The sequence below is a fragment of the Gammaproteobacteria bacterium genome (genome assembly GCA_041395725.1).
In the GTDB taxonomy this organism is placed as follows: Bacteria; Pseudomonadota; Gammaproteobacteria; order Pseudomonadales; family Pseudohongiellaceae; genus NORP240.
Genome location: JAWKZW010000001.1, coordinates 4,177,878 through 4,192,280, shown reverse-complemented (window position 1 = coordinate 4,192,280; position 14,403 = coordinate 4,177,878). Strand labels below are relative to the sequence as shown.

Here is a 14,403-nt window from a genome sequence, read left to right as displayed (position 1 = left end):
CAAGTCCCGTGAAGTGAGCGTTCGCGGGATGTTTGGCAGAACAAGATTCACTGGAATTCCTGACATGAACGCGATAGTAGACAAAGGGGTGCATCCCCAGGTGATGAAAGAATTACAGGCCATTCTGAAGCAGCCCTATAAAGATATCTGTGACGGCTGCGACGGGCGTGGGGTAACAGTTAAACAGGAGCCCTGTCCAAAGTGCAAGGGTAACGGCTACCGGCTGCTGCGGCTGCTCTAGCGTTACGAATGCGATCAACGTTACCTGAATTATCGTCATTACAGTCCTGCAACAGCTTGTCTTGGTTGCAAATCTCTCACTCTCTGCAATAATCAGCAGTCTCTAACCTCCCCACACCGGATCTGGTCGTTCCCCGGCAGGCTATGCCTGTCTCTGGTGCTCAGCCAGACCCGCTGCTTTCAGGTGATGCCATGAACCCGCGTTCCGCTGTTCGATCTTTGTTGTTGCTAGCCGCTTTTTCATTACCTATGGCTATGGCGCTTGCCCAGGATGGGCCCGGTTATGTCTACAACGCGGCCAGGAGCCAGGACGGGATCGGCAAGTTTTACCAGGGCCGCGAGATTTCCCGTGTCATGGGGCACCAGGGAGCGGACTGGCTGGAGAGACCCGAACGAATCCAGCAGGAGCAGCCCGATCAGGTGGTGGCGAATATGGGGTTGGAGCCTGATCATGTGGTTGCCGACATCGGCGCAGGCACCGGCTATTTTTCGTTTCGAATCGCGCGCCAGGTTCCCGAGGGTAAGGTGCTGGCAGTCGATATTCAGCCAGAGATGCTCACCCTGCTCGAGCAACGTCAGGCAGCAGAAGGGGTCAGTAACATCGAAGGTGTGCTGGGTCAGATCGACGACCCCAACCTGCCGCCGAACTCCATTGACGCGGCAATTATGGTGGATGCCTATCACGAGTTCTCCCATCCCTACGAAATGATCAGGGGCATCTACCAGGCGCTTAGGCCGGGTGGCAGGGTTTTTCTGCTGGAATACCGGGCTGAAGATCCCAGGGTGCCAATACGCCCACTCCATAAGATGACCGAAGAACAGGTGGTCAAGGAAATGCTGGTATTCAATCTTGAATGGACTGAGACCCTGGATTTTCTACCCTGGCAGCACATGATGATATTCACCAAGGTGGAATAGCAGCCTGACAGCCGAAAACCCCCGCACTTATTTAAACGCGCGGGGAGCTCAGCAACCTGAGTCAGCGCCCTGGTTAGAAGGTGCGGCGCACTTTCAATGCAAACTGACGGCCCTCACCATTGCAGGTATTTTCGATCTCCTCCACGACACCGTCAGCTGTTGCGCCCAGGTAACGGATCCGGTCCCGACAGAAAACGCTGTCCAGCGCGTTCTGTGCTTCCAGCCTGATCGTGGTACCCCCGAAGGCCCGCTTTTCGATGAACAGGGCCAGGAAGGGTTCGCGTTCCTCTATTTCGATATCGTCAACGTCAATGGTGGTGCGGCCTGAGCCGCCGTTGATCTGGTTCGAATAGTTCATTCCGTAGTTCATGTTCCAGGCTGTCAGGTCGTGGCGAAAGCCCAGGTTACCCCAGCCGCGACCGTTATTGGCAGTGCGGCGCTCGATGCCGAGGAAGGGATCCATGACCCGGGAGTCCTGCAGATTCAGATTGGCGGTGACCAGCGCATCGGGCAGGCCGATAAAACCAAGCCGCGAACTGGCATCCAGTCTGACTCCCCACCGTTCACCATCGCCAATATTGCCGCGCGCGGATATTGGGGTATCCGGGTTGGTCGTCACATCGATCCGGTCGATAACATCCTCAATGTCACGGTAGAAGAAATTGGAACTGAGCACGCCGATATTTTCCGGCAGGCGGTACTCAAACCCCATGCGGTAGACCCAGGACTGTTCCTGCACGATATCGGGGTTGCCGGCTTCAGTGTTCTTGTCTTCGTCATTGTTGTCGATTGTAGCGCTGAAGTCCGAGAAGCTCAGCTGTGAGACATCTTTTTCAACCGATGCGCGCAATTGAATGGTGTCGGTAAGATTGAAGCGGTAGTCCACCTTCGGCCGGATGAACTGGAAATCACGCTGGTTGAGGACATCACCTGTCTGGGTAATTTCCGACTGTTCCAGGATCAGGGTGCTTTCCAGGGTCATCCGCTCATTCAACTGCCAGTTGTGAATGGCAAATGTCTCGTAGCGCATCTCCTCGATTTCGGAAAAGGCGTTATTGATAGTCACCGGTACCAGACCGCCGACCGCCTCAGAAGCGGTTCCGGATCCCGCCACCCCAAGGCGCAGGCCATTGTTGCGGATGGTCTGGGCGGCCTCGATACCAACTTCCACGCCGTGGTCCTGCAATGGATTGAAAATGTAAGAATTGCGGGTGATGCGCTCCCGATCCCGGCCCAGATTGTAGAGGTAGAGATTCTTCTCGGCCTCCCCCTCTGCATCAATCTGAAAACGCTCCCGAATCCCTTCCCCCTGCCGGTCGTTAACCACGAACAGCATGCGATACCTGCTGCCATTGTCAAAGCTGTGCTCCCAGTCCCCGCCGAGCTCCCACTCGTATCGATCGAAGCTGTTCTGCTCCCGTTCCAGTCGGCTCAGTGGCACAGCACCGCTGTAATCGGTAATCGTCCGCTCTGTGTCTGTGGGTGGGTTACGGGTTCCGTAGCTGGCGTTCAATTGCACCAGATCCTTGCTGAACTGGTAGCTGAAGGCGCTGTTGAAATTAACATCGGTGCGCTCCTGAATGCGCACCTCGTCGCGGGTTTCAAGCAGGTTGTAGTCGGGGTCGTAGCTGACCTCGTTGGTAAGGCGGTTCTGGTAACGAGGTTCTGCCTCGGCACTGACCAGGTAGCTTAAATCGCCGGTCTGCCCGGTAACCGACAGTTGACCACCGGGAGCGAGCGTGGCATCCCGGTAACGGCTCATGTTTAGTTCGGTATTGACGCTGCGCCGGGACTGGGCGTCTCTCAGCACAATGTTCAGGGTCTGGCCTGAGTTTCGCACGCCCAGTTCTTCCGATGCGCCGCGAATGATCTCGATGGACTGAACCTGGTCGGCCGGAATGCGGCTCAACTGATCCCGGCCGGACATGCTTTTGCCCGTCACCCGTTGGCCGTTGATCAGGATTTCATTCTGGCCGGAGCCCAGGCCGCGGCGATTGCCACCGCCGCCGCCCATGGCCAGGTTGACGCCTGGAATAACACTCACCATATCGTTGGCGGAAACCGGTGAATACTCATCGAAATAAGAAGCGGGATAGGAAACTGTGGTGGATTCCAGCTCGTCTTCGACGCCGGCCGGTGCCTGTGCGAAGGATTGATTTGCCAGAGATATTGCCAGACTGAGAGCGGTTGCCCCAAGCAGCTTATTGGTAAGCTGTGGTCTCATTACGAAGGACTCCTGTAATTCTTTTCATCAAGCCGGGGTCAGTCTGGCGCTGACTCGGATTTCCCGCCCGTTTGAGGAGCCTCTGATTAATTACCACAGGTCTCTGCGGTAATTAATCAAAAATTCCTTAATGCAAGTCAGCCAGTATAGTAAAGACCGGCTCTTGATTTTGTGACTTTTTGTCAGAATAGGGTGAACGATGTCAAAACGGCGTCGTACAGGTTCATTCTGTGAACCGGGCCATAAAAATCTATATCGTTTTCGGGGCTGGAAAGTTTAGCAAAGCGGCAATGTGCCAGGTTTCCTGGCCCGGGTGACCGGGCCAGGAGGCTATGCCTGCTGCTGAGATGGGCTGATCAGCAGGTTGTCAGGCAGACGCTCAGAAAGTACCGCGGATTTTTATCGCGTACACTGGCCCTGCGTCGGAGCAGGAGTCTTCGATCTCATCGATGACGCCGGTTGCGATGGTGCCGTTGATGTAACGGGTACGGATACGGCAGCGGTCCCGGTTGTCGCGAGCTTCCAGGCGATAGATAAGCCCGCCCCAGCGCTGCATTTCAAACCAGCCGAAATAGGAGCCGAACTTCGGGTACCGTTCGGTCTTGTCGATGTCGTAAACCATGAACTCGTTGTAGAACTCACGACGGTAGTTGAAGCCCCAGTTCATGCTGCGCTCCGGCAGGTCATGGCGGAAACCGAAGCTGTAGCGGCTGGCGCCACCTCTGATGGAGCGCTCCCGTTCCCGGTTGAGAAACGGGTCGGTGACAGTGGATTCCTCTATGGACAGGCCGGCGGTCAGCAGCATATCCGGCTGGCTCAAAAACCCCAGTCGCAGGCTGCTGTCCAGGTTGACACCGTAGCGTTCTCCGTCCCCGATATTGCCCCGGGCGGAGAGGATCTGATCTTCCGTGGATACATCGATGTTGTCGATCAGGTCTTCCAGGTCATGGTAGTAGAGGTTGGTGTTGATGACGCCGGCATCGTTGGGCAGGCGGACTTCCAGGTTTGTCTCGTACTTCCAGGACTGCTCCTGGCGCAGATCGGAATTACCCTCGAAGGCGTTCTGTTCGTCGTCGCTCTGGTCCACGTTGGCCGTGAAATCACCAAAGCTGAGCTGGGCCACATCTTTCTCGATACTGGCGCGCAGCTGGATCGAGGGAGTGATGGCAAAGCGGTAATCCAGCTTGGGCCGGAAGAAATTGAATTGCCGGGATTTGTTGAAATCACCTTCCTGCGAGATTTCACTGTCCTCGAACAATAACGTGGTTTCCAGGGTCATGCGGTCGTTCATCTGCCAGTTATGAATGGCGAAATACTCGTAGCGCATTTCCTCGACAGTGCCGTTGGCATCGGTGAACGGAGTCAAACCGCCAAAGCGAGGCTGGCCCGCGGCCGACGTAAGCAGGCCAAGCTGCAGGGAAGTATCCAGTATGGTCTGGGCCCGTTCGACACCGGCTTCGACACTTTGATTTTCAAACAGGTCGAAAATGTAGGACGAACGCACTATGCGTTCGCGGTTGCGGGCATAATTGCGCAGATACAGGTCGGTGTATTCGCGGTCTTCCAATACCTTGAAGCGATTGCGAATACCTTCGTTCTCCGATTCATTGACGATGAACAGTGTCTTCCAGCGACTCCCATTGCCGAAAGTGTGCATGTAATCACCGCCCACTTCCCAGGAACTTTCATCGGTTGGTGTGTCGTCGCGCTCTATGACCGAAGCAGGGGGATCGGATTCCAGATCGGTGATAATCCGGTCGGCAGTGAAATCGAAGTCATTGCCGGTCCACTGAAGATTCAGGTTGGCGACATCCTGCTCACTGAATTCGTAGCCAACGTTCGAGCTCAGGGTGACAGGCCAGGCATCCCGGGTTTCGTCCCGGTCCACCGTCTCGTTGAGGCTGCCGTCGGGCCGATAGCTGGTTTCAAAACCGTCACGAAACTCGTAGCGGGGTTCCCGTTCGGCGCTGAGGAAATAGTTCAGGTCTCCGCGCTGACCGGTTACTGAGAACTTGATCCCAGGCCGGTTGGTGCCATCCTGAAGATGGTCCATATTGATTTCGTAGGCATAGGAGGCGCTTGATTCCGCCTGCAGGAGCACGATATTGATCACCTGATTCCCGCCGCGAACGTCCAGATCTCCGGAAGTGCCGCGGATGATTTCAATGTAATCGACCTGGTTGGAGGGAATGCGCGACAGCTGGTTGCCGCCTTCATTGTCCTTGCCGGCAATCCTGCGACCGTTAATCAGTATCTGATCGCCACCGGCTCCCAGTCCGCGTCCACCACCTGAGCCAGGACCGCCACTGGGACCGCCGCCACCCCTGGCCACCGTAATGCCTGGAATTCGATCCAGCATGTCGTTGACCGAGTAGGTCTGATACTGGCTGAAATAGGAGGCTGGATACCTGACCGTGGAGTCTTCGGTCGTCACGGGCTGGTCTGACAGCTCCTGGGCCATTACCAGGCTGGCCTGGCAGGCCAGGATAGCGCTCGCCATGCCAATCGCCAGAGTCAGTCTGGTGGGTAGAAATGCAGGTTTCATTAACTTATATGCTCCGAATTAACCTTGAATGTCTGGAGTTGCAAGCTGTCGTAATGGCAGGGTGCCCAGGCAGAGACACAGCTACTCCAAGAATAAGCCGCGTAGTATGCACTCAAACAACGCCTGAAAAAACGCAAAGTCAGGGCAATTTTGTGACATTTTGTAATGCCTGCCGGGCGGTGTATTTTGCGCCCGCAGGGGGAATCGAGGATAATGCACAGTCACTCTGCCGGCGGTTTTCAAGGAGCCTTTGATCAATTACCACAAACCTGCGTGGTAATTCATTCGCGGTAATTCATCAGTGGAGCCTCAGGCTCCGCTGCAGGTATGACTGATCCGGATAACCATTAATCTAATCGTTCTCACGAGGATTCACTATGCAACGCGAGTCGATGGAAGTCGATGTAGTCATTGTAGGGGCCGGGCCGGCGGGATTAAGCACTGCCTGTCGACTGATGCAGATGGCCAACCAGGCAGGCAGGGAGCTATCGGTTTGCGTAGTGGAAAAAGGTTCCGAGGTGGGCGCTCATATCCTTTCAGGTGCGGTTTTTGAACCCTCAGCACTGGATTCCCTGTTCCCGGACTGGAAAGAGCGGGGCGCGCCTCTGGATACACCGGTCACTGGCGATGACGTGTACTACCTGCCCAACGCCAGGTCCTCGTTCAAGTTTCCTGGCCTGGTGGTTCCCCGCACCATGCACAATCACGGCAATTACATTATCTCTCTGGGCAATCTCTGTCGCTGGCTGGCGGAGCAGGCCATGGAACTGGGCGTCGAAGTGTTTCCCGGGTTTGCTGCCGCCGAGTTGCTGTACAACGTCGATGGCAGCGTCAAGGGTGTCGCGACGGGTGATATGGGGGTCAATGCCGAAGGAGAGAAAAAGGATTCCTACGAGCCCGGTTTCGAATTTCATGCCCGGTATACGGTGCTGGCGGAGGGCTGCCGCGGACATCTGGGTAAGGAACTGATCGCCAGATTTGAGCTCGATAAGGACAGCGACCCTCAGCATTATGGCATCGGGCTGAAGGAAGTCTGGGAAGTGCCCGCCGGGCAGCACAGGCAGGGGCTGGTCGTTCATACTGCCGGCTATCCGATGATCGGAGACAGCGCAGCGCCTACCAGTGGCGGGTTTGTTTATCACACCGAAGGCAATAAGGTATCGGTTGGTCTCATCGTGGACCTGGCCTATCAGAACCCGCACATCAGCCCTTACGACGAATTTCAGAAATTCAAGCTGCACCCCGTCGTACGCCAGTACCTGGAAGGCGGAACCCGTATCAGCTATGGCGCCAGGGCCTTGATCAAGGGTGGTCTCAATTCTCTGCCAAGGATGACGTTCCCCGGCGGAATGCTGGTCGGCTGTGACGCGGGTACCATGAATGCTGCCAAGATCAAGGGCAGCCATACGGCGATGAAATCCGGTATGCTGGCGGCGGAAACCCTGTTCGAACAGCTGAGTACCGAAACTCCGTCCGTTGAGCCGCAAGAATATACCGAACGGTTTAAAAACAGTGAGCTTCATGCTGAGCTGCACAAGTCCAGAAACTTCAGCGCCGGCTTTCACAAATTCGGCTTCTGGATCGGCAGTGCCCTGGTGTTTATCGAGCAGAATATTTTTCGCGGCCGTTTCCCGCTAACCTTTCACGATCGCAGTCGGGATCATGAACAGCTCAAGAAGGCTGCTGTCTGCAACAGGATCGAATACCCCAGGCCGGACGGCAAAATCACTTTTGACAAACTGTCATCCGTATTCCTGTCCAATACCAATCACGCCGAGGATCAGCCCTGTCACCTGAAACTGGCTGATCCTGCCATTCCCCTGGCGGTCAACCTGCCTGATTACGATGAACCGGCGCAGCGCTACTGTCCGGCCGGGGTTTACGAGGTCGTGGAGGAGAACGGAGGAAAGCGCTTCCAGATCAACGCACAGAATTGCGTGCATTGTAAAACCTGCGACATCAAGGACCCTGCTCAGAATATCAACTGGGTCGTCCCTGAGGGGGGTGGCGGGCCGAATTACCCGGGTATGTGAACTGCCGGCCGGGTGCTCAGGCCGTGGCCGCAGTCTGGCGCACAGGGGCCAGGTCCAACGCCAGGTCGGATAGAGTGCCGGCCTCTTTCAGTCCTGTCAGTTAAGGTCCGGGTCTTTCCAGTAGCGGGTGCCTTTGACAGTGGCCTGTAACGCCAGGCCACTCTGGGTCAGCTGGTAAACGGTGATATTGTCCAGCACCGCCTCACCCGCCACCGCGGCGCCCAGGTCGTTGGCTTTGGCAGCCGCATCTGCCTGGCCGCCAAACATCCAGCCGTACTGGATAAAATCATCCAGGGAATCCTGGTCATGGAATATGAACACGGCGCGGAAGTCCTTGACGCCGGCGCCGAATCCCACACCGATCTCGCCCATACGCATGAAGGTTTCCTGGCCGCTGCGGTTGTCCCGCACGATGCCGATGCCGCTGCCGAAACTGGCGAGCACGATGTTGATGTTAGCGTTGCTGAAAACAGCATAGCCCACGGCTTCGCCGATCTGGGGGCGAACATCAGGCTTAACTCTGAACAGCTGTTCCAGTACGTCGGCACGCATATCCCGGATCGCCTGCTGGCGTTGCTCTGGTGTATCCCCGCGGCTCCCGGTCGTGGTGCACTGCACCAGTAACAGGGCTGCCAGCAACAGTGACATGTAATTAATGGGCCTGGGCATGACTTTACCTTCTTCTTGAATCCAGTTACGAAGTCCCGCCCACGCTGATGGGCAGGGTGAAGTTCTGTACCAGTTCTCGAGTTATCTCGATCTCCTGGGGGTCTGTTACCTGTATATCGGCCGATACGCCTTTCTGCTTGTGGATCTGGCAGTGAACCGTTGCCTCGATGTGGTGTTCCGCCAGCAATTCAGTCAGTACTTTCTCGGTAATGAGCTGGCGCAGGCGCGGGCGGAATATTTTACCGACGGCAGTCAGGGGCATGGCATCGAGGAACTCGAACCGTTTGGGGATGGCTGCTCGTTCAGATATGTGCTCTTTGCAATACTGGTGAAGCTCCTCGCTGCTGAGATTCTGGCCAGGTTCCAGCAGGATGAACGCCATGGGCAGCTCCCCGGCGTACGGGTCCGGCTGGCCAACGGCAATGGCGATAGCGACCGCCGGGTGGGCGTTCAGCGGTTCTTCGATAAGAATCGGGTCAATGTTGTGTCCGCCGCGAATGATGAGATCCTTGGCCCGGCCCGTCAGGTAAAGAAAACCATCGGCGTCCAGGTAACCCAGGTCGCCGGTATTGAACCAGCCGTCATCGGTCCAGGCACTGGCATTGTCCGAGCTGTGTTTGTAGCCCTTGAACACCTGCGGTCCTTTGACCAGGATCACGCCGCTGTCACCCACCTCACAGTCCTGCTCCACGTTATGCCCCGCCATGCGGGCGATGCGGATTCTGGAATAGGGCAGGCGCATGCCCACGCTGCCGGGCGGCTGGTGGGATGGAGCCCGGGAAATCAATGCCGTCGTCTCGGTCATGCCGTAGCCATTGGCCACCTCGACGTTAAATTTCTTTTCAAAGCTCAATTCGAACGGGTGGGACAGGGGCGCTGCGCCGGAATTGATATTGGTCAGACAGCTGATGTCGGCATCGCCCACGGGGATCTGCGCCAGGGCCATCAACACAGTGGGTACCGTGGAAAAACTCTTAACCTGAAAACGCCCGATGTGATGCCAGAAGTTCTTCATGGCCTCCGGCGAGCGAAAGCCGTTCGGCGTCATTAGCACGACGCGGTAACCGACACTGAACGCGGCGATGCCCTGTATGATGACGCCGTAGATGTGGAACAGAGGCAGCCCGCAAAGCACTGTCTGGCGCGGCTGGTGGGCAGTATAGACCTGCATCAGCTGACCCAGGAAGGCCATGTTCCGGTGGGTCAGCTGGGCGATTTTCGGGCGCCCGGTAGTACCGCCGGTATGAAAATAGGCAGCGATATCGTCGCCTGGGATCTGTCTTTCACTAAGTAGCCTGTCGCCGGCCTGGTCGGTCAGGGCAGAAGCGTAACTCAGTATGTGAATCCCGGAATCGGGCAGAGACTCGGGAATGTCACTGGTGAAACCGGGGATGCTTACCGCAAGTATCACTTCGATGGTATCGGCATGAGTGGTCGCCGCAATCACTTTCTGCCAGATATCACTGTGCTCAGAAGGTGCCAGGCAGACAACGATTCTGGATTCGGCGGCGTGCATGATTTCGCCGATATGATCCGCTTCCAGCATCGGGTTGATTGGGTTGGCAATGCCGGCTGCCTGGGCTCCCAGGATCGCAAAATGAGTCTCCGGCAGAATCGGCAATACCAGCGACACGGCCTGGTCAGCCTGCAAACCCAGGGAATTCAGCAGGTTGGCGGTTCGAGTCACCTGTTCCTCCAGCTGCCGGTAGCTGATGACACGGGGCGATTCATCCCTTTGGCCGGTCAGCAGGAACTCCAGGGCACTCTCGTCAGAGAAACGCTCCGCGCTGCGCTGCAGCATCGCGTAGCTGTCTGTATAGGGGAAATTCTGCTCTAGGGGGGTTCGCTCAAACTCTTCAATGGCCTGCAGCGTTTCCAGCAGCGGCTCAGTCAGGGGGTGTTGAGTGTTGGGCATAGTGATTTCTTCCCCATCGGTGTTTTTTTTCAGGCGCTGCAGACGACCGTCTTTCTGCTGCCAAGTCACTGGCTGTCGGGCAAGAGTTTATAACAAGGGCAGGAGGATTGTTGAGGAAACTATGGGGCCCCGGCGGCAGTCGGCGAATTGCTTTGGGAAAACCGCGGTAAGTTGCTATGCTTCGTGTTTCTTGTATTGCATCACTGACAGGTAAATGAGGAGGCCTGAATGAGCAAAGTATCTAAACCGGTAATTGCCTTTGTTGCGATGTTGCTGGCGGTTTTAACGGTTGAGGCGCAGCAGTTAAGTCAATCGTCTTCGCCACAGGGCGCCAGGGTCTACATCATGTCGCCCGCCAACGGGGCGATTGTGCCAAGTACCTTCACCGTGGAGTTTGGCCTGGCTGGCATGGGCGTAGCGCCTGCCGGTGTCGAGCGGGCCAACACCGGACATCATCACTTGCTGGTGGATGGCGTCGAATTGCCGACCCTGGATGCTCCTTTAGGTGATGCTGTGACCCATTTCGGTGGCGGTCAGACCCAGACCCGCTTGACCCTGCCGCCAGGCGAGCACACCCTGCAATTGATTTTTGCCGATCATCTGCACCTGCCGCACAGCCCGCCGGTGGTATCGGAGGTTGTGACAATCACTGTGGTGGATAACTGATACCGCGATTGTCAGCGGACTCGGGTAACTCTTTTAATGCGGAATTGTTTATTGCGTACTTGCGGAGCTGCTCTGAGTCTAGCTGACCCGGTTCACCGAGAATTTTGCCATGGAGTCCAGCGCTGTTTTGAAGTTGGACTCCGGCAGATCCGCCAGGCAGGCAACGGCTTTTTCGGCCTGCTCTTCGGCCAGATTGCGGGTATAGGCCAACCCGCCTGAATCCCTGACAATCTGAATGATACTGTCCAGTTCGTCGAGGCCGCCGTCTTTGAGGCTCTTCTTGATCAGCTGTGCCTCGGCCTGGCCGCTTTGATGGATGGCATAAATCAACGGCAGAGTGGGTTTACCTTCTGCCAGGTCGTCGCCGATATTCTTGCCCAGTTTCTCCGCATCCCCTTCATAATCAAGTACGTCGTCAATCAATTGAAAGGCCGTTCCTACGTGCAGCCCGAAAGCGCGCAGCCTGCTTTCGGTGGCTTCACCGGCACCGGCCAGAATGGCGCCGCATTGGGCAGCAGCTTCGAAGAGAATAGCGGTTTTATTGTGGATGACCCTCAGGTAGTCGGCCTCGGTCACGTTCACATTGTGCTTGTTAAGCAGTTGCAGGACTTCACCTTCGGCGATGCGATTGGTGGTATCCGCCATGATCTGCATGATGCGCATATTGTCCAGGGCGACCAGAATCTGAAAGGCCCGGGAGTAGATGAAGTCACCCACCAGGACGCTGGAGGGGTCGCTCCACTGGCTGTTGGCTGTCGGACGTCCCCGCCGCATGGTGGACATGTCGACCACGTCATCGTGGAGCAATGTAGCGGTATGGATAAATTCGATGACAGCGGCAAGACTGATGGGGCTGTCCTGTTCGCTGCCGCAGGCCCGGGCACTCAGCAGGACCAGTACCGGGCGCATGCGCTTGCCGCCCGCTTCGACGATATAATGCCCGATACTTTCAACCAGCGGGACATTGGAATAGAGTTGCTCGACGACATAGCGATTAACGGCTTCAAAGTCGTTTTCAACAGCTGCGCGGATCGATTTATACATGGAATAAGGTAGCCAGAGTCGCCGGTTTGGGGGCTTATTTTCGAGACGCCATCCTAGGGAGGCTCGATTACCGTGTCAAGAACCCGCTGCTGCTCAGGCGGTCGGTTGAACGGCCGATGATTAAGAGCGGTGGATACCTGGCGGGTAAGCCGGGCAGGCAATGAATTGAGGCTTGCCAGGCCGGTGCTGATCCCGTAAAATGCCCGCCCCTGTAGGAATGGCCCGCCAGGCGTGCCTTTTCCAGAATATAAAGCGGAGCCCGTGAGATATGTACGCAGTGATTGAGAGTGGTGGCAAGCAGCATCGCGTTGAGGAAGGTGAAGTCCTCAAGCTGGAAAAGCTGGAGGCGGCTACAGGTGAGCAGGTTGATTTTGACAAGGTTCTGATGGTTGGTGAGGGTGATTCGGTGAAGATCGGCACCCCCTATGTCGAGGGCAGCAAGGTTACCGCGCAAGTGTTGACCCAGGCGCGAGCGAAAAAGGTACAGATCATCAAGTTCAACCGTCGCAAGCACCATCGCAAGCAGCAGGGCCACAGACAGTGGTATACCGAGGTTAAAATTACCGGCATCACGGCCTAACAGAATTCAGGAGTAAACCATGGCACATAAAAAAGCAGGTGGTAGCACCAGTAATGGTCGCGATTCCATATCCAAACGGCTGGGCGTGAAGCTTTTCGGCGGTCAGCGTGCAGTGGCAGGCAACATCATCGTACGCCAGCGCGGGACGCGGTTTCACCCGGGCGAAAATGTCGGTCTGGGCAAGGATCACACCATCTACGCCAAGGCTGACGGCATGGTGAAGTTCGAAGTCAAAGGACCAAAAAACAGGAAATTCGTCAGCGTCGAGCCGGCTTAAGCGTTCTACTGAATGCCGCAAAAGCCTCGTCGATCGACGGGGCTTTTTTGTATGTGGAATTTGACCAGGGAACGTTTCTTATCAACAGGCGGGAATTATTGTGAAATTTGTCGATGAAGTGGAAATCACGGTGGAAGCGGGCAATGGTGGGAACGGCTGCCTGAGCTTCCGTCGGGAGAAATTCATCGAGAAAGGCGGCCCGGATGGCGGCGACGGTGGCGATGGGGGCAGCGTCTACCTGGAAGCAGATGATAACCTGAACACCCTGGTGGATTTCCGTTTTCAGCCCCGTTACCGGGCCCAATCGGGTCAGTCCGGTCAGGGGCGGAACTGCACCGGAGCCGGCGGGGAGGATCTGCTGGTCAAGGTCCCTACCGGCACCACGATTATCGACGCAGATACCAATGAAATGCTGGGCGATCTTACCGAGGCCGGTCAACGGATTCTGGTCGCCCGGGGCGGTCGTCGGGGCCTGGGGAACACCCGCTTCAAGTCCAGCACCAACCGCGCCCCGCGGAAAACCACCACTGGCACGCCGGGAGAGGTTCGCAGCCTGCAACTGCAGTTGAAAGTTGTCGCCGACGTTGGCCTGCTGGGTCTGCCCAACGCCGGTAAATCTACCCTGATTCGCGCCATTACCGCCGCTAAACCGAAAGTGGCAGACTACCCCTTTACCACCCTGGTGCCCAACCTGGGCGTGGTGAGTCTGGGCCTTGATCGCAGCTTTGTGGTTGCCGATATACCGGGCTTGATCGAAGGGGCCGCCGAGGGAGCGGGTCTTGGATTTCGCTTTCTGAAACACCTGGCCCGCACGCGACTGCTCCTGCACCTGGTGGATGTGCTGCCGGTGGATGGCGGCGATCCAGTGCAGAACATCGAAACCATCATGGCTGAGCTGCAAAAATTCAGCCCTGGTCTGGCTGGCAAAGAATGCTGGCTGGTGCTGAACAAAATTGATTTATTGTCCGATGAACAGCTGCAGGCACTGCAGCAGCGTATTGTGGACAGCCTTGGCTGGTTGGCACCGGTATTTGCCATCTCAGCGGTTTCCCGTCAGGGGCTTGATGTACTCTGTGAAGCGCTGATGAGTGCCATTGAGGAACATCGTCTCAGGCTGCGGGAGGACCAGGATTACGTTGCCGCGCAGGCTGAACAGGACCGGCAGATGGAGCGTGAGATTCGAGACAGTGTACGGCGCAGTCGCCCGGTGCGGAAAAGCAACCGGGACTATGACGAGCTGGATGAGCTGGACGAACTGGATGATCTGGACTATTTGGACTAGCGGGGGTTCT

12 protein-coding genes are annotated in these 14,403 nt (G+C 56.6%); 7 read left to right on the top strand and 5 right to left on the bottom strand.

Annotated elements, in window-relative coordinates; translation table 11 throughout:
- Window positions 1-64 precede the first annotated feature (64 nt).
- Complete coding sequence (locus R3F50_18570) at window positions 65-241, top strand: hypothetical protein (protein MEZ5492292.1); 177 nt, start codon at window positions 65-67, stop codon at window positions 239-241.
- A gap of 191 nt (window positions 242-432) precedes the next feature.
- On the top strand, window positions 433-1,158 hold the full coding sequence (locus R3F50_18565; GenBank protein ID MEZ5492291.1) for a class I SAM-dependent methyltransferase: 726 nt from the start codon (window positions 433-435) through the stop codon (window positions 1,156-1,158).
- Between the two features lie 73 nt (window positions 1,159-1,231).
- Here R3F50_18565 and R3F50_18560 read toward each other — a convergent pair whose 3' ends face one another.
- A complete protein-coding gene (locus R3F50_18560) occupies window positions 1,232-3,382 on the bottom strand; it encodes a TonB-dependent receptor (GenBank protein MEZ5492290.1) in 2,151 nt (716 codons plus the stop codon).
- A 379-nt stretch (window positions 3,383-3,761) separates the two neighbouring features.
- Window positions 3,762-5,927: a TonB-dependent receptor gene (locus R3F50_18555; GenBank protein MEZ5492289.1), complete on the bottom strand. Its 2,166-nt coding sequence runs from the start codon at window positions 5,925-5,927 to the stop codon at window positions 3,762-3,764.
- 377 nt (window positions 5,928-6,304) lie between these two features.
- On the opposite strand from R3F50_18555, the gene R3F50_18550 reads away from it, so the two are divergent.
- A complete protein-coding gene (locus tag R3F50_18550) occupies window positions 6,305-7,960 on the top strand; it encodes an electron transfer flavoprotein-ubiquinone oxidoreductase (GenBank protein ID MEZ5492288.1) in 1,656 nt (551 codons plus the stop codon).
- A gap of 96 nt (window positions 7,961-8,056) precedes the next feature.
- Here R3F50_18550 and R3F50_18545 read toward each other — a convergent pair whose 3' ends face one another.
- Window positions 8,057-8,629, bottom strand: a complete 573-nt coding sequence (locus R3F50_18545; GenBank protein MEZ5492287.1) for a YSC84-related protein — start codon at window positions 8,627-8,629, stop codon at window positions 8,057-8,059.
- Between the two features lie 25 nt (window positions 8,630-8,654).
- Complete coding sequence (locus tag R3F50_18540) at window positions 8,655-10,544, bottom strand: acyl-CoA synthetase (GenBank protein MEZ5492286.1); 1,890 nt, start codon at window positions 10,542-10,544, stop codon at window positions 8,655-8,657.
- Window positions 10,545-10,772: 228 nt separating this feature from the next.
- Between R3F50_18540 and R3F50_18535 the strand changes: the two genes are divergently transcribed.
- A complete protein-coding gene (locus R3F50_18535; GenBank protein MEZ5492285.1) occupies window positions 10,773-11,210 on the top strand; it encodes a DUF4399 domain-containing protein in 438 nt (145 codons plus the stop codon).
- A gap of 78 nt (window positions 11,211-11,288) precedes the next feature.
- Here R3F50_18535 and R3F50_18530 read toward each other — a convergent pair whose 3' ends face one another.
- Window positions 11,289-12,254 carry a polyprenyl synthetase family protein gene (locus R3F50_18530; protein MEZ5492284.1) on the bottom strand — a complete coding sequence of 322 codons (966 nt, stop codon included), beginning with the start codon at window positions 12,252-12,254 and terminating at the stop codon, window positions 11,289-11,291.
- A 268-nt stretch (window positions 12,255-12,522) separates the two neighbouring features.
- On the opposite strand from R3F50_18530, the gene rplU reads away from it, so the two are divergent.
- From rplU to obgE, 3 genes are all read left to right on the top strand, one after another.
- Complete coding sequence (rplU, locus tag R3F50_18525; protein MEZ5492283.1) at window positions 12,523-12,834, top strand: 50S ribosomal protein L21; 312 nt, start codon at window positions 12,523-12,525, stop codon at window positions 12,832-12,834.
- Between the two features lie 19 nt (window positions 12,835-12,853).
- Complete coding sequence (gene rpmA / locus R3F50_18520) at window positions 12,854-13,111, top strand: 50S ribosomal protein L27 (GenBank protein ID MEZ5492282.1); 258 nt, start codon at window positions 12,854-12,856, stop codon at window positions 13,109-13,111.
- A gap of 100 nt (window positions 13,112-13,211) precedes the next feature.
- Window positions 13,212-14,393, top strand: a complete 1,182-nt coding sequence (obgE, locus tag R3F50_18515) for a GTPase ObgE (GenBank protein ID MEZ5492281.1) — start codon at window positions 13,212-13,214, stop codon at window positions 14,391-14,393.
- Window positions 14,394-14,403 lie beyond the last annotated feature (10 nt).